This is a genomic window from Anabaena sp. CCY 9613 (assembly GCF_963920895.1).
Taxonomy (GTDB): domain Bacteria; phylum Cyanobacteriota; class Cyanobacteriia; order Cyanobacteriales; family Nostocaceae; genus Cyanocohniella.
In genome coordinates this window covers 239,127-255,616 of record NZ_CAWUDE010000002.1, presented here as the reverse complement: position 1 = coordinate 255,616, position 16,490 = coordinate 239,127, and the positions used below count along the sequence as shown (strand labels likewise).

Below are 16,490 nucleotides of genomic sequence, written 5' to 3'. Positions count from 1 at the left end.
CTTTAGTAATTGGTGTCAGACTATGGTTCAAAATAAGAATCATGGAACTGCCAATTATTTACCACCCAGATTATATTGCGCCTCTGCCTACAGGGCATCGCTTCCCCATGTCCAAGTTTCGACAACTATATGAATTGCTGTTGGCTGACGGTGTGGCGCAAACATCACAATTTCACATCCCTAAACGCCCGCCCCTGGAGTTGATAGAGTTAGTTCATACACCAGATTACGTTCAAGCTTACTGTGAGGGAACATTAGAACCCAAAGCACAGCGTCGTATTGGTTTGCCTTGGAGTCCAGACCTAGCTAATCGTACCTGTGTAGCGGTTGGTGGTACAATACTTACTGCCCAGCTAGCACTTAGTCAAGGTTTGGCTTGTAATACAGCTGGTGGTACACATCATGCGTTTCCTAGTTATGGTTCTGGTTTTTGTATTTTCAATGATTTAGCGATCGCCTGTCGCGTTTTACAAAAATTGGGGTTGGTACAAAAAGTTTTAATTGTGGATTTAGATGTGCATCAAGGGGATGGTACAGCTTTTATATTTCAAGAAGATGAGAGTGTTTTCACCTTTTCCATGCACTGTGAAGTTAATTTTCCCGGTACGAAACAAACCAGCGATTTGGATGTACCCCTAGCTGTGGGTATGGAAGACGATACTTATTTGCAAACCTTGGGACATTATTTACCAGATTTATTATCTCAGGTGCAGCCAGATTTAGTATTATACGACGCAGGTGTTGATATTCATGTAGGCGATCGCTTGGGTAAATTAGCCGTGACTGATACCGGAATTTTTCGTCGGGAAATGCAGGTTTTAAGCACTTGTGTAAGTGCAGGTTATCCTGTCGCTTGCGTCATTGGTGGCGGTTACGCCGATGATATGCAGTCTCTCGTCTGGCGACATTCCCTAGTGCATCGTGCGGCTAGTCAGGTTTATCAGCAGTATCGGCTGTGAGTTCAAGATTAAAGTTATGATTTTTTCATGACAGCAAGGTAATTTTATCCCCGAATTTGGGATAATCTAAATTATGTATCTATTAGTGTTTATTTCTTTGTTTTTATTTTTTCTAACCAATTATTAAATTATTTTGGATTAATCATTTAACCCAACATGAGGAGATTCAAGATTATCAATGCCGACTTTTCCAAATAACATTAATTTAGAAAAATGGGGTTATAAATGTGTCGGATCAGCGGCTAATGATGAAATGCTTGATATGTTGGGTGATCAACCTTGTATTTTCTATGTACGTCGTCAAGGCCCAGGGAAACATCCAGCGGAAGAAATTTGGGAATTGACAATAGCAACAGATAGAGATGATTTTACCTTACCCACTAAACTAGAAAAGCAAGGCAAAACTTTAGGACTCAAAGCCGCTGTTCAACAAGATGGATATGGTGGCTTAAAAATATTATCTACGCGGTTACTACAACTACCACGGGGACGCGCCGATGGTTATGCTGTACCCTGTCGCTTGCGTCTACTACCTCAACGTATTGGCATTCCATCAGCAACATGGGCATATATCACAGATATGCCCATATGTGGAGATCATGTCCCTACAGAAGATCAGCTAAAAGCTTGGAAGGCATTTTTACAAGTTGAGGAAAACATTGCTAAAGCTCGACAATTTTGTGTGGCATTTGTCGGTTATGATTATGGTTCAAATGCCAGGCAAATCACCTTAGAAATTGATATTAAATCAGCCACCCTAGATGGTTCTGAAGAAAATTATTTGCAGGTAAATAACTTTTGGGAACGGGTTAAAAAATCAACCAACGAAGATGTAAAAATTTGTGAAACTGTACCTCTAGGAAACAATACTTTTAAAATTCCTAAACTTGGTTCAATTGATAAATTTGACGCTAAACGTTGCTTAATTAAAGTAAAACTAGAACGAGAATTAGCTGAATACATCGCTACCAAACGTTATCAAATACCAGCGAAGGGATTCTTATTTTTTGATGCAGCCGGTGATATTCAACAGGTTCGCCGCAAAAAAGAAGCATTAGAACAGTTAAGGCAAGGATACACACAAAATCCCTACTTGGGTAACTTCTTATTTGACGCTTCCCAAGCCAGACGTAATCGCAAAACTGTGACATTGAAAGCCGAGGATTTATTATTATCTTCTGCCAATGCTGGACAAAAAGCAGCCGTAGAAAAAGTATTAGCATCGGAAGATTTAATTCTCATCCAAGGGCCGCCTGGTACTGGAAAAACTACTGTAATTGCTGAAATTTGTTATCAAATCGCCCTGCGGGGTGGACGCACTCTCATAGCATCTCAAGCCAATTTAGCTGTTGATAATGCCCTCAGTCGCTTAGTTCACAACCCAGTCATCCGGGCTGTACGTAAGGGACGAGCTGAAAGAGTCGGGGAGGAAGGACAGCCTTTTTTAGAAGACCAAGTTATTGGGAGATGGTTAGAAAATACTGCGGCTGACTGCGAAAATAGTTTGGCAAAACGCCAAGAAGACGTGCAAATTATCCGCGAATTGTTGACATCATTACCAAGATTTACAGCTTATTTACAACTCGAAGAAGACTTTCATCAGCAACAAAGTGAATTTAATAAAAATAAAGAAGTAATAGCAGGAAACTTAAAACATCAAGAAACAATTTATCAGGAAACTTTAGCTAAAAAAGATGAAATTGCAGCTTTGATTTTGGGTTTAGATAATTTACTCAAGTCTGCACCCCATGTTAATTGGGAATCTCCGGAAGTTGCCGAGGTATTACCACAACTCCAGCCATATACACAAAATAATAGTTTAATCCAAACTTTCTTAACCAATGTTCGCCAAGCTATTAAGTATACAGGTGAACTAGGCTTAGTTCGTCCAGCTTATGGTGCATTTGGTTTAGCAGTTTGGTTGCGTGAAACAGTAACCACGGAAATTTCTGAATATAGTACAGCATTTGGTTATGCCCAAGATGCAATTATCGCTATGTCAGAACTTACGGCTGCGCTAGAGGTTATTCAACAAAGTGCGACTAAATTAAAGCAAACACAAATAGATGACCAGCAATTACTAGCCCAACAACACAGCCTACAACAAACAATTCATGGTTGGCAAAACCGTAAACGAGAAATTGATTATCTGATTGAAGCAGTTAAAGAATGGAAATCTACAGCACCTTTGGAATTATATCAAATAATCAAAGACTGCCAGCAATCCGGGACACCGTTAACCGAGGAAACAGTACAATTACCACTGGGTTTGTTGCTGTTTGCTAATCAATTAAAATTATCTCTAGTTCCCAAAAAATATCAAATTAATCTACCAGATTGGCAAGCCTTAAAAAAGGCTTTAACTTATGAAGCCGATGGTGGGTTTGTTGATAGAAAAGGCAAACAGCATAACTTTAGTTACTTTTTAGAGCAAAGTTTTAGTCAAATACCGATGGTGTTATCAGCGAGCGATCGCACCCAATGGCGTAAGATATATGAAGAGTTCAATAATTATCAGCTACTTAACCCCAATCAACGAAAGCTGCTAGTAGAAAATACCCAATTTTTTTTGCTGAGAATGCAAAAAATGTATGGTAAAGCCTGGGAATTAGATAACATTGACTCTACCCTAAAACAGATTACTCAAGAATTATTAGAAACAATCCTCACAAATGCTCGCCAATGCGTTGCTAGAATTAAAAGTCAAACTGAACACCAGCTTCAGTATCTACAACAGCAATTAAATGAAGTTCAAAGTCAGATAATTAACCAACAACAAACATCCGCCAATCAAGCGCAGATTGCAGCAGCCAATTTAAAACTTGAGCGCGTTCTGGAGATTTTACAATTACTTAACCAACAAAAAAATGTCCCGGAAAAATTACGTGCTTTAGTTGCAGAATATCTGACAACACAATCAAACATTTGGCAACAGACACAAGAATTTGTCACAAAAGTAAATACTTGGCAAGGTGCTAGCAGTAATTTAGAAAGTTTAATTTTATCGCTAGAGCCTTTTAGTATATTAGAGATCATCAAAAAATCGCTAGATGAACACCTGACTAAGCTAATAGAAGAAAATACACTTGCTAAAAAGCAACTTAAAAAAATTCAAACCCAACTAACTAAATTAGAGAAACAAAACCAGATACAGGCATCAGATGATTTAATTTTAGCCAGGAATTGGTTACAGTCGTTTTGGCAAGCCATACCTGAAAGGTTTCAGCCAGAAAATAGAGATCCAGACTTGTTGAATCTGGACTTTATCCGCAGCCTTCAAACACAGTTTAATTCTTGGCAAAACCAACTTACTCAAGAAGAAACTTATCTCCAGAGATATCAAAATTTTACCGAAGATTGGATCAAAAAAGTCAAAAACCCATCAGAGCGCGATCGCAATGATTTAAGACGCATTTATTTAGATAATGCTAACGTCGTGGGTATCACTTGTGTACAAGCCGCAAATTACAATTTTTCCCAAGAATTTACAACCTTTGATGTAGTCATTATTGATGAAGTTAGTAAGTGTACTCCACCAGAGTTACTCATCCCAGCTTTAAAAGGTAAAAAATTAGTCATGGTAGGTGATCATCGACAACTACCACCCATGCTTGATACTAGCACCGTAGAAGAAGTTGCCCAATCCCTTGGCAGTACAAAATCCCAATTGCAATTTTTAGAAGAATCACTATTTAAAATTCAGTTTGAAGCTGCTGATAATAGCATTAAACAAATGCTAACTACTCAATATCGAATGCATCCCTTTATTATGGGGGCAATTAATCAATTTTATGATGGTAAACTCAAATGTGGATTATTAGAGCCAGATACTAAACGCGCCCATAATTTGGTAGATGAAATAATTCAACCAGAACATCATCTAATTTGGGTAAAAATGCCCTTAGAAAATCAATTTCAAGAACAGCGTGAAGGTACTTCCTTTGTTAACATACAAGAAATTGATGTCATAGAAAGTTTGTGTCAACACTTTGAGAAAACTTGGAGTGCTAAAGTTGCCAATGGGGAAGACAAAAAAGCAATAGCAGTAATTACTTTTTATGGTGCCCAACTGCGAAAAATTGATGAACGTTTACAATCTGAATTTTTTCCTTCATTGGAAATTCGTACTGGTACAGTAGATAGATTTCAGGGTATGGAACGCCCAGTTGTCATTGTCAGTATGGTACGTAATAATAAGCAAGGCGACGTGGGATTTGCCAAAAAACCAGAACGGGTAAATGTGGCATTTTCTCGCGCCCAAGAACTACTAGTAATTGTCGGTTGTCACGATTTATTCACCCGTCAAGGTGGTAAAGTCGGCAGCATGTATTCAGAAGTTGCCAATACTGTTAGTCGTCATGGAGGTTTCGTTGATATTTCACGCCTTTTCAGCTAAACCTATTGACGATAAACTTAAAAATGTAGTAGAAGAAATTGAAATAAAAAAGCCTAATTTATTAGTTTTAGCAGCACGCCAATTTCGCTATAGTTTACATCAAACAACTGTCGAAATATCCATTAAAGAACCGCGTGAATTTAACGTCCTTGAAGAATTTATCATCCGTGCTGGTTTGGAATTTGATCCTCCACTAACAGAAGATGAATTAGCATCTATCTTGGCACTTGATCCTATATTTGTCCGCAGTACCGCTGCAAATTTAAAAAAGTTACAAACTCTATCATCAACATCACCAATTACAGTCACAGATGAAGGGCGCTCCTTCTACGAAAAAGGGTCTGTACCCCAGCCGCCACAATCTGTACAAATTTATGCTATTGCCGATTCTTTAGGCGGAAATCTCAGCTTTCAATTAGAACCATTAAGCGATGTACTGGTAAAATTACCTGATTTAGCAGAATTTATTAAAATCTCTCAAAAAATTCCCGACATAGCTTCCTTTTCTGTTGCAGAAATCCAACAAAGTATGCAATCTTCAGATTTAGATTTTCATACACCAGAAGCAGGGAAAATTGTCACCGCCTGTAAAGTAGTATCTCCCACGAAAACAATTTGGAAAAAAATATCTTTATTTGTGATTTTCGACTCATTGGCAGATAAAATCAGTATCCAAATTAGAGGTGGAAAGCAAATTCAGTCTGCTGCCAAATGGCTAGATTCATTGCAAGCTAAAAATAAAATATCTTTGTCGGCGTTATGTAAATCATCAAATGAAACTATCGATTTTGAACGCGAATCAGCTTTAAAACATAAAAATGTGGAAATAGCAGCTAGACTCGCCAAAATTAATCAAAATCAAAATGCTGTACAGTTACGCGATGGACAAATTGCTACCACCTGCTTAGAAATTTTAAATGCAGCCACAAATCAAATTCTCATTTATTTGCCTTGGTTGAATCAGACTGTAGTTGAGCCAGAATTTTTGAATTTGCTACAAAAATTAGCTAACCGTGGCGTTTGGATTATCATTGGCTATGGAATTTCGCCAGAACAGGAATTAATATCATCAGAAATAGCAGTAAAACTTCGTAATATCAAAACTGCTGATAATTTACCAGGTATACAGCTTTTATACTTGGGAGATTCTCATATTAAAGAAATCATAGTTGATCAAAAAACTTATCTTTGGGGATTTCATAACTACCTTGATTATCGTGGGGAACTTCTTCCAACAGGTGAGTCAGTTTATCAAATGACAACTCCCCAGCAAGTCGAGGAAGCATATCAATTTCTGGTTCATCGCTTGCAAAGCCAAGCAGAAAAACTCTGGAATCATGCTGTAGAAAACCGTGATTCTCAACTAGCCATAGAACCTCTGTGCGTATGGGGTGCCCTGGGAATGGAAGATACAGCATTAAAGTATATAGAAAGCCACAGCTGGCTAGAACTTCCCCCGGAGTGGCGAAACATCATAGTCCGCAACTTAAAATCGCCAAAATTACCAACTGATTTAACGTGAGTCGAACAGGTTGGCTGAAAAGTAGAATACAATTATCCTTCACTTAACCCCATCATGGCTATTCAAGAACTCGAACAACAACTTCTTCAGCTTTCGCCCAACGATAAACTATATAACGATCGCCCTAATTGACTCTGATAGCAACCCCGACATCTTCAAGCAGAATAACATGGGGCAACAATCCCTCTAACCCGGATTTATTTGATTCTTAACTTTAAGTTAAGTCAAACGCGGATGCGAAAATTCGTCTAATTAGATACAATTTTTAGATTAGGAGAGGCGAGGAAAACGAAAGTGGTGCTATTAAAAGGCTTTGAGATTGAGATGTATACTGGCACGCCTCAAGGCGAAATAGTGGGTCTCTCTGACAAAATTGTTGCATCTTTGGATGGATTTGTACGGGAACCAGATAGCCGCAACGTAGAATACATCACCCCGCCATTGAGTAATTACGAAAATATATTGTGTGCCTTGCTGCGTCCCCGGCGGACATTGCGAAAATACCTCCAGACTTTAGGCAACTACACCCTCATTCCCGGCAGTACCCTATCTTTAGGTGGGAGCGATCGCTTCTTTCGCTCCAATCCCGATAACCCCTATCACGACTATATAGAAAATACTTACGGCACAAAAGTCGTTACCGCCAGCGTTCATATCAACATCGGCATCAGTGACCCAGAAATACTGATGCGGGCTTGTCGATTGATTCGCTTAGAAGCACCTTTATTCCTTGCCCTCAGCGCCTCATCTCCCTTCATAGATAGCAAAGCTACTGGCTATCACTCTACCCGTTGGGGTGTGTTTCCCCAAACACCCGCCCATGTCCCCTTATTTGCTAGCCACGCCCATCATATTCAATGGGTGGAAGAACAGATAGCGGCGGGAACCATGCAAAACGTGCGGCATTTATGGACTTCAGTCCGACCCAATGGTAATGACCGTCCTCATGACCTGAATCGCCTAGAATTGCGAATTTGTGACTTGGTAACCGATCCCATTGCCTTATTAGCCATTACAGCCCTCCTAGAAGCGCGCATATTGCAATTAATCGATAACCCTGACCTCGATCCTTTAACTCAAAGTACCTTCTCCCCCGAAGAACTCATTTCTCTCACCGCCAAGAACGAAGCCGCCGCCGCTACTGCTAGTCTTGATGCCCAACTCACCCATTGGCAAGACGGCAGAACCATCCTAGTCAGAGACTGGATTGCTGAACTGTATGCAGAAGTTTGGTCCATCGCTAAACAACATGGTTTTAGCTGCTTCCTTTCTCCCCTGCATAAAATCCTCCGCGAAGGTAACGAAGCCCAGCAGTGGTTACAACTGCACGCAGTTGGTGTTGACTGTCAGCGTGTGATTACTCAGGCGATCGTTGCTACTCAAGAATGCGAAGTCGAATTAGAAAACAAATTGTGTTCTACCCTAAATACTTAGGGACTGGCAAGTCAATCCATCACCAATTGCTGAGTTAACAGCAACAGTAGGGAAAAAACATGTTTGTTTCCAGAAAACTACATCTAAAGGTAGATGTTTCGGGAAATGCCAAAAATTATTTTCTCTACAAACAAATATTATTGACTAGTTTTTAGCCAATAGTATTTTGAAATCAAGCTATTAGAGTGTTTATATTCCGTTTTAAAAATCTAATCTATAGGTGTAGTTTGATAATTATTAACAAAACCTATAGATTGTCTCTATCTTTTGGTAGACTATTTATGTTTAAAAGTATAAAATATTACGTCTTACTGATATACGGACAATGCCTCAGGTCGTTTTAGTTTATCCGCAAATCCCTCCCAATACAGGTAATATTGCGCGTACTTGTGCAGCGACAGGTACAGAATTACATTTAGTAGCTCCATTGGGTTTTGAAATTAGCGATCGCTACCTCAAACGAGCTGGTTTAGATTACTGGCCCTACGTTAAACTGCACTATCACGAATCCCTAGAAGCCTTTAAAGCTATACATCAAGAGCGTGGAGGTAGAAGTTTAGGTTTCACTGTCAGGGGCAATTTTAATTACGCCAGTTTTCAATTTAAAGCCGATGATTGGTTGCTTTTTGGCAGTGAAACTACTGGCTTACCATCCACAATTCTTTCAACTTGTGATGCTACTATCTATATTCCTATGGACGAACCTCAGGTTCGCAGCTTAAATCTTTCGGTAAGTGTGGCAGTAAGTTTGTTTGAAGCCCGTCGCCAACTAGGTTACTTACTGTAAGTAAAGCACAAACTAAATTAAGTATGTTTATTTAATTTAGTTTGTGCTATCAACCTAATAATAGTATTTATGCAAGATGAGGGCTTTATTTATCTAAAAATATACGGTGTGCTTTTATACTAAAAAATCAGAAAATACGTCTTTTTTGCCATCAATACTCACTAGATATAGTAAGTTCATATAAGAAATTTCTATAACTAATCTGCGAGGATACCGAATTTAAATGATAGATTTTGGTGAATTTGGTATGCCCCTAAATGGAGTAAAAAAGATGTGAAACCTTTTCTTCTCAAGCATTTGCGCTATTTTGGCTGAATAGGTATTTTCCAGGAGGACAAAAGTGCTTGGAAGTTTGTACGGTTGTCTTTTAGGGAATAATCAACGTAAAGTCTCCTTTTGAGAAGACGGATCAGGTAGAAAAACCTTGAAGATATCTACAGCAAAGGGCATAGCTTTTCCAGAGTTCGCAGCCGACATATTCCTGAACAGCAACATTGGACTTGGTAAATATATAATTATTCTCCAGTCCCAGCTAGTGCAGGAAAATCGGCGAAGATAACTTAACAAGAGCAAACGTTCTAGGGTGTGTAGGAGTTGAGTGGACAAGTAAGCACAGCAATTTTAAGTTTTGCGTTCCATGTGTGAACTTGTCTAAATCAGAGAAGCAAGTTAATCTTGCGTAAGTATCTCTGGTGAATGTGATCTTGATCTATCGTTCGATGTGATCTAAATCATTGACTAGTATCCGACTGAAAAAATCGAGATCAGTTAAGCGCTAGTGATCATAGGAGGTCGTCTTTGAAACGAGCATTGAAAAAAAGAGAAAAGGCTGTGCTGAAAAATACCCCCAGCGGTGATGATGCCCCAGTGGAACACTTAAACCTAAATGTAGTTAATCCCAAGGTCAACCGCCGGGTGCGGACTCAAGCCGCCATGATTGGCTTGGCAATCTCAATGGGAGCAACCAGCCTTTTGGTGACTCGACAAAGCGATCAAGCCCAAGCAGCAGCACCTGTAGGCAGCCAAAAGGCAGCCTCAACTATTCCAGCTGCTCCTGATAGTGAGGTGAAATTTGCTTCCACAAAGCTGGAGACTCCCATAGTCTCATTAGCCAGTGTGCCAGAAAATCCTGTCATCGTGGAACCTACAGCAATTTCACAGTTGCCAGGGCTTGAAGCTAAATGGCAAGTTGCCGCGGGTGGAATGTCTGTGCCAGTTCGCACTTTAGATAATTTTTCTACTAAAACAGCAGCGAACAAAATTTCCTGGCAACAATCACCAGTGTTGCAGGAATTGCCAACAGGAAACAAGCTAGAGGAGACAGAAAAAGAACTGTCTAGTGACAATAGCATTACTGATGGCCAAACCGCATACCTAAACGCCCAACCAGAAACACAGGCACAAGAAAATCCAGTTGCCAATGGTGAAGTTGATGCTCAACTAAAGGCGCAACAAGAGTTTGCACTAAATCGCTTACAAGAAAAATCGAACCGTTTAAGAAAAAGTCTGGCGGAGTTGCGGTCTGAGGAGACCCAAAATTTATCAAAAGCTGAGATAGCGTTGACGCAGCCGCAAACCATAGAAAACACGCTACAACAACCTAGCGTTATCAATACGGCAGCAGAAGAGTCGTCAACCCTGACCAATGACAGTACAGAAAGTTTCATATCGAGGTTAAAGCAAACACCACAAACAATAGCCCCGCAGCCACAAGCAGTCACAATACCTGTGCCAGCTACACCACAAATTGTGGCATCATCGGTGACTACAGCCTACGAAGTTAAACCTGGAGATACACTAGCGGCCATCGCTAGTAGATACAATACTTCAGTGTCAGAACTAGTCAGGGCAAATAATCTTAGCAATCCGGATCAATTAAAAATCAGCCAAAGACTGATTATTCCTGCTACTGGGGCTAATCGTCCTAGTGCTACTCAGATACCAGTAGTTGTTAACTCCCCTAGCGTGAATCCTGGCAGTACGCCGATGGTAGTTAGTTACTCTAGTAACAACCTGAATCCCAATCCGCCGATTGCTGCATCACAGCTACCATTACCAGTCTTTGCCAATAACAGCAGTGTCAATATCCCTACACCAGTCACTGCCAACAACCAGATACAGGTAAATACTGCGATCGCACCAACAGTAGAATCTACCAGTACTGGCACTAATGGCATCGGTGGTGATACCCCAGTACCGACAGTGTTTGCCGAAATTCAGCAGTCGAGACAAGCAGCTGAGCAAGCGGCAAACACTCAAGATAACGAAGGTATTCGCAGCTTACATGCGGACATTGAGAAATTACGGGAAAAATACCGCACCCAACAATCTGGCAATGCAGTGGCATCTGCACCGGCTACAAACGAGAATGCTTCTATACCCATTCCCGTTACTCAACCAAACAGCCGACAAGCGGATATCCAGCCATCACCTCAGAAACAGCCTAGCCAGCAATCTGAGAATGTAGCTGCACCAGCACCTATAAACAGCCTACAAGCAGAACTCCAGAGATTACAGGCAAAATACCGCACCCAACAATCTGGCAATGCAGTAGCGCCAGCAGCAACTGTCAACGAGAATGCTGCTGTGCCCATTCCTGTGGCGACACCGAAGAATTTTGCAGCATCTCAACCTGTTTCATCACAGAATAGTGCAGCAATATCAATTCCTGTGCCCAGCCCGATGTTACCTGGTGTTAGTAATCAACCTGCAAATTCTCAGTTGCGTGCGACGCGCTCCAACGAGCCAGTCAATCCAGAGTTCTTGCGTAACCAAAGAACTGCTCAACCCTCCAATACATCACCTACCAGAGTCGCAACACCTCCCACTAGTGCTGCTACCTCTGATAATCTAGGAAACTTACGGGGAACTACAGTTTCTCCACAAATGCGTCAACAGCTACCACCTTTGGCAGCAGTAGACCAATACTTACCTAGACCGATTGATGCGACCACAGCACCCCCTTCAACCGCTTCTACAGATTTCATGTGGCCTGCTAAGGGTGTATTGACTTCCGGCTATGGACAGCGCTGGGGAAGGATGCACAGAGGCATTGACATTGCTAACGGCGTTGGCACACCAATTTACGCAGCCGCTGATGGTGTGGTGGAAACATCTGGTTGGAACCGAGGTGGTTACGGCATCCTTGTCGATGTTCGCCATGCTGATGGCAGTATGACTCGCTATGCCCACAATAACCGCACCTTAGTACGTGTAGGTCAAGAGGTGACCCAAGGGCAACAAATTGCCGAAATGGGCAGCACTGGTTTCAGCACAGGGCCACACACCCACTTTGAAATCCATGCATCAGGCAAGGGAGCCGTTAACCCCATTGCCTTATTACCAGCAGAACGCCTGTAATTCTTTACCTGTTGTCAACTACATAATTGTCTTTTTAATTGAGGGGGCTAGACTCCCTCTTTTGCTTTCTATGTCTTGCCAGAAGCACTACCTGAAATTTAATCAAGCCAAATACTAGCCATCACCAAATTCGTATGCTATGCTAGGAAACGATTAAAACGCATGGCTCAGTAGCTCAGTTGGTTAGAGCACGGGACTCATAAGCCTGGGGTCGTTGGTTCAAATCCGACCTGAGCCATTTTGTTAAAGCATCTCTCTAGCCTTTGAGAAGCAATATATATGCCTGTATCTTCATGTTTAGCTATTCTGCTGGTTGAATAGTAGCTGATTCAGGGCAGTTCAAGTAATGAATTACAAGGCCAATGTAGATTGACTCAAGACGAAAAATGCTACCTGGAATAAGCCGACGATAAAACCTAGCACACCGCCCAAAGTGACAATTGCCTGCAATTCATTTTTGACAATTCCCTCAATAGCGTTTTCTAAATCAGCAGGTGAAGTGGACTTCACACGGTCAATAATCACTTGATCTATCGATAAAATCGGGATTACCTGGGCGACAATATTTTCTAAATCTTTTTCTAGATACCGCTCTAAAATTTGGGCTAATTCTTGACTCACCACTTCCAGGGAAGAACTAACTACAGGTGAAGAACTCAAACGATTCAGTAAGAGTGTAGCAATATTGTCCCAGTTCACGGAATCTGTTAATCCTTGGAGTAAATCGCCACCACTCGTTTGGATATAATGACGGACACTTTCGCGTGTAGTTTTGCGGAGTTGTCTGACTGTACCCACGGGCAAATTTTGGAGTGATAAATTTACCAGTACTCGCTTCAGGCGATCGCGCATCTGTAAGACTTCGACTAATTCCTTTAAACGCCCATTGGTAGCATCTTTTTCGTCCAAGCAAAAAGTTCGCAGCCGCGTCAGAGTATTCCGTAAGCCAAATAAATTTGCTACTACCCAATAAGTACCACTAGTTTTTTCCCGAAAGCTTTCATCAATAGTTTGAATCGTGCGATCAGTTAAAAAATCTATAATTATCTGCCGTAATACATCTGGTGGTAAAACCACCTGCAATAGCCAATCAGCCAAACGTGTCGCTTGTTCGTCAGTTAGTTGCAATTCCAGCAACACTTGGTCAAAAATTTGATTGATCTGTGCTTCGAGAAAATCTTCCCGCCGGGCTAAAACTTTTAGCAGACGTGGCAATGATTCTCCTAACAAATCACGCAAAATTCCCGCCACAATTTTGGCGCTTTTTTGGTTTTTATCTGCCTTGATTTGTTCTACAGCCATTCGCAATAACCACAGAATTGCTGACTGTACACGTTCTGTTTGTAACAAGCGCCGCGCCAGATTTTGCAATTCCCCTGGAGTCAACAATGACCCCATAATTGTGTTGGAAATATTCTTAGCCAGACGTTCCTGATTGCGAGGAATCAATCCAGGAGTGAATGGTATTCTTCGCCCACTAATATAAATTGCTCGGTAGGGACGAAATAACATTTTGATGGCTATATCATTCGTGAAATAGCCAATAACCCCACCCAGCACCGGGGGTAATACATAAAACCAGAGTGAAGACGAATCCACAGGATTTTGGATTTGGGATTTGGGATTTTTTCAAAAGTTCTTAGGAAGGTAAGCCACTCCTAAAAGACTTTTCCGGATGGATGTTGGATTTTGAATTGGGGATTGGAGCATTTGCCCATTTCCAGCCTTCAAACTCATATTTTCCATCTCAAATCTAAAATTTAGATAGTACCAGCACTCCCATCATACCGTTCGCAATGGGATAGTGTGTGACTGACGCAAAACCAACTTGGCGGGCTAACTCTACTTGCTCTTTCCCTGTGGGGAAACGATCTAGGCTGGGACTGATGTAAGCGTATTCTTCTTTTACACCCATATGTTGGGCAATTGGTACGACTATATTATCCAAATACCATTGCTGAAAAGTGCGAATTTGCTGATTGTCGGGACGATGAAAGTCTAAAATTGCCGCTTTAGCACCAGGCTTGAGGACGCGATGTAATTCTTGCAGGCTACGGGGAATATCTGTAACGTTTCTTAAACCATAGCCCATCGTGGCTGCATCAAATTGGTTGTCATCGCAGGGTAAATTGAGTACGTCCGCTTCTATCCAAGACACAGTAGGTTGAGGATATTGCTTTTGGGAGCGTTCTTGAGCTGCGGCTAAAAGGTTTGGGGAGAAATCCACACCATGCACATGTCCTGTGGCTCCGACACGACGTGCCAAACGCAAAGCTAAATCACCACTCCCACAACATAAATCAATGCAATTATCTCCCGGTTTGGCTGCGCTCCATTTGACTGTCATTTCCTTCCATATACGATGTTGTCCCAGACTCAAGAAATTATTTAATTGGTCATAAACTGGAGCAATCCGGTTGAAAATATCACGAATTTCTTGATTCATTTGTCAACTAGAAGGACAATTGTCCCTCTTTCCGATAGGTGAAATCTGGGATAAAGCTCCCGCTACAATCGGTACTCCGATTTAGCGGCGAGTTGTTTACGTGTGGCTGATTCGCATTTTAAGAAGTTGATCACCCAGTCCAGCATAGCCAAACCTGTGCCAAATAAAAAGACACTCAAGTTAGGGACTTGCAAATAATTAAAGGATCAAATCCCTGCGGGACGCTACGCGGTAAGCGCAGCTATGCCCGTTAGGGCTTTACGCTTTGGGGAGCAGGGGAAACAGGGGAAGAATAAATCTGATAGTCGTATTAGATGCAGGAATTGAGTAATTTAATTTTTGGATGTCCCTAAATTTTGGAACCTACAGCAGTTTTCAGATCAATAGAGTACCCTAGCCCCTAGCCTCAGTCTCTCCCCCATATTTCATGACCATCCCATAAGCAACTAAACTGCTACTGGTTCGCAGCGATTACTAGTAAGAGCGATCGCTACTAGTTCTGTAGATAAGCGAATTAAATTCAATTCATCTTCTCGCAACGAGCAAGGTTGTTGCCACTGAAGGGACAACACACCTAACATATTATGGCGGTAGATGATGGGAATAACTAAATGTGCTTGTGTACTAGTATCTTGATAATGAGTTACATCAGCTAGTTTGGCATCTTTGGCTACATTTAAGGAAACTTGCATTTGCCCAGTGGCGATCGCTTCACTTGTCAGTGGATCTTGATCTAGCCAGTTGTTGATAGCACCCACACCACAATAACCACCTTGGGTTGGCGCCAGCTTATTTCCCTGAACTAGCTGCAAAATACAACTATCTACGGCAAAACTTTCACTAAATACCGTAGCAATTGGTGTGAGAGTTTCCTCTAAACTATGAGCTGCTTGTGTTACCTGCACCAAAACAGTTAACAATGCCATTTGAGCATTAGCCCGGCGTAATTCTTCTGTTCGTTGCTTGAGTAAGTCGTAAGTTTCTGCGGCCCTCTGCACGACTGCTTTAAGTTCACCAGGGTCCCAAGGCTTGGTGATATATTTGTAGACTTGTCCGGCATTAATTGCCTCTACCAAGTCCTCAATATCAGTAAACCCGGTGAGGATGATTCTGACAGTATCCGGAAACTGAGGCACAGTTTTGCTGAGAAACTCAGTTCCTTTCATTTCTGGCATTCGTTGATCGGAAATGATTACCGCCACTTCCCCTTCTGCTGCCAATACTTCGAGAGCATTAACGCCACTATCGGCTTTGAGGACATTAAAGTCCCGCCGAAAAGTGCGATATAGCAAATCAAGATTATCTGGCTCATCATCAACTACCAAAATTTTGAGTTTTTTTGGTCTTTCTAAATTAGATAATTGACGATGACTTGTATGAGTTTCCGCAATGGGATTATCCATGAGATAATTCTTATCAATATTGATTAATTTTGTTATATTCCATACCCAGGTTATTTGAGAATAGCCGTCAAGCCTTGCGTAAATGTACGAATGTAATTTCAAATTGCTTGACTTTAAGAGATGTTTAGCTTTTTGTCCTATATTCTTAGTTTTTATACCTTACTTGTAAGTATTATTTATAAC

Annotated in this window: 9 protein-coding genes and 1 tRNA gene; 7 read left to right on the top strand and 3 right to left on the bottom strand. The window is 41.2% G+C overall.

The genetic code is table 11. The features are described from left to right. The first annotated feature begins 41 nt into the window (after positions 1 to 41). The 7 genes from ACM0OT_RS02950 to ACM0OT_RS02920 all read left to right on the top strand — a co-directional run bounded on the left by ACM0OT_RS02950 (position 42) and on the right by ACM0OT_RS02920 (position 12,696). The gene (locus tag ACM0OT_RS02950; RefSeq protein WP_414562581.1) at positions 42 to 959 is read left to right on the top strand and encodes a histone deacetylase; all 918 of its coding nucleotides are present in this window, start codon (positions 42 to 44) and stop codon (positions 957 to 959) included. Between the two features lie 178 nt (positions 960 to 1,137). Continuing rightward, positions 1,138 to 5,355 (top strand): DEAD/DEAH box helicase, encoded by a 4,218-nt coding sequence (locus tag ACM0OT_RS02945; protein ID WP_414562579.1) that lies wholly within the window; start codon positions 1,138 to 1,140, stop codon positions 5,353 to 5,355. After that, positions 5,318 to 6,877, top strand: coding sequence for a hypothetical protein (locus ACM0OT_RS02940; protein ID WP_414562578.1), 1,560 nt, complete (start codon positions 5,318 to 5,320; stop codon positions 6,875 to 6,877). The genes ACM0OT_RS02945 and ACM0OT_RS02940 overlap by 38 nt, the downstream gene beginning before the upstream one ends. A 294-nt stretch (positions 6,878 to 7,171) precedes the next feature. Then, complete coding sequence (gene gshA / locus ACM0OT_RS02935; RefSeq protein ID WP_414562576.1) at positions 7,172 to 8,311, top strand: glutamate--cysteine ligase; 1,140 nt, start codon at positions 7,172 to 7,174, stop codon at positions 8,309 to 8,311. Between the two features lie 325 nt (positions 8,312 to 8,636). Next, positions 8,637 to 9,098: a tRNA (cytidine(34)-2'-O)-methyltransferase gene (locus tag ACM0OT_RS02930; RefSeq protein WP_414562574.1), complete on the top strand. Its 462-nt coding sequence runs from the start codon at positions 8,637 to 8,639 to the stop codon at positions 9,096 to 9,098. Positions 9,099 to 9,929: 831 nt separating this feature from the next. Beyond that, complete coding sequence (locus ACM0OT_RS02925; protein ID WP_414562572.1) at positions 9,930 to 12,458, top strand: peptidoglycan DD-metalloendopeptidase family protein; 2,529 nt, start codon at positions 9,930 to 9,932, stop codon at positions 12,456 to 12,458. 164 nt (positions 12,459 to 12,622) lie between these two features. After that, positions 12,623 to 12,696 (top strand) — tRNA-Met (locus tag ACM0OT_RS02920). Positions 12,697 to 12,809: 113 nt separating this feature from the next. Here ACM0OT_RS02920 and ACM0OT_RS02915 read toward each other — a convergent pair. The 3 genes from ACM0OT_RS02915 to ACM0OT_RS02905 form a co-directional block, all read right to left on the bottom strand. After that, positions 12,810 to 14,057 (bottom strand): DUF445 domain-containing protein, encoded by a 1,248-nt coding sequence (locus ACM0OT_RS02915; protein ID WP_414562570.1) that lies wholly within the window; start codon positions 14,055 to 14,057, stop codon positions 12,810 to 12,812. Positions 14,058 to 14,211: 154 nt separating this feature from the next. Continuing rightward, positions 14,212 to 14,904, bottom strand: coding sequence for a bifunctional demethylmenaquinone methyltransferase/2-methoxy-6-polyprenyl-1,4-benzoquinol methylase UbiE (gene ubiE / locus ACM0OT_RS02910; RefSeq protein ID WP_414562569.1), 693 nt, complete (start codon positions 14,902 to 14,904; stop codon positions 14,212 to 14,214). A gap of 446 nt (positions 14,905 to 15,350) precedes the next feature. After that, positions 15,351 to 16,307, bottom strand: coding sequence for a response regulator (locus ACM0OT_RS02905; protein ID WP_414562567.1), 957 nt, complete (start codon positions 16,305 to 16,307; stop codon positions 15,351 to 15,353). Between the last annotated feature and the right edge of the window lie 183 nt (positions 16,308 to 16,490).

What these genes read in the sequence shown, in the direction of transcription:
- ACM0OT_RS02905 (WP_414562567.1), bottom strand. Translation starts at nt 16,307, where the DNA reads ATGGATAATCCCATTGCGGAAACTCATACAAGTCATCGTCAATTATCT.
- ACM0OT_RS02930 (WP_414562574.1), top strand. Translation starts at nt 8,637, where the DNA reads ATGCCTCAGGTCGTTTTAGTTTATCCGCAAATCCCTCCCAATACAGGT.
- ACM0OT_RS02950 (WP_414562581.1), top strand. Translation starts at nt 42, where the DNA reads ATGGAACTGCCAATTATTTACCACCCAGATTATATTGCGCCTCTGCCT.
- ubiE (WP_414562569.1), bottom strand. Translation starts at nt 14,904, where the DNA reads ATGAATCAAGAAATTCGTGATATTTTCAACCGGATTGCTCCAGTTTAT.
- ACM0OT_RS02940 (WP_414562578.1), top strand. Translation starts at nt 5,318, where the DNA reads ATGGAGGTTTCGTTGATATTTCACGCCTTTTCAGCTAAACCTATTGAC.
- ACM0OT_RS02945 (WP_414562579.1), top strand. Translation starts at nt 1,138, where the DNA reads ATGCCGACTTTTCCAAATAACATTAATTTAGAAAAATGGGGTTATAAA.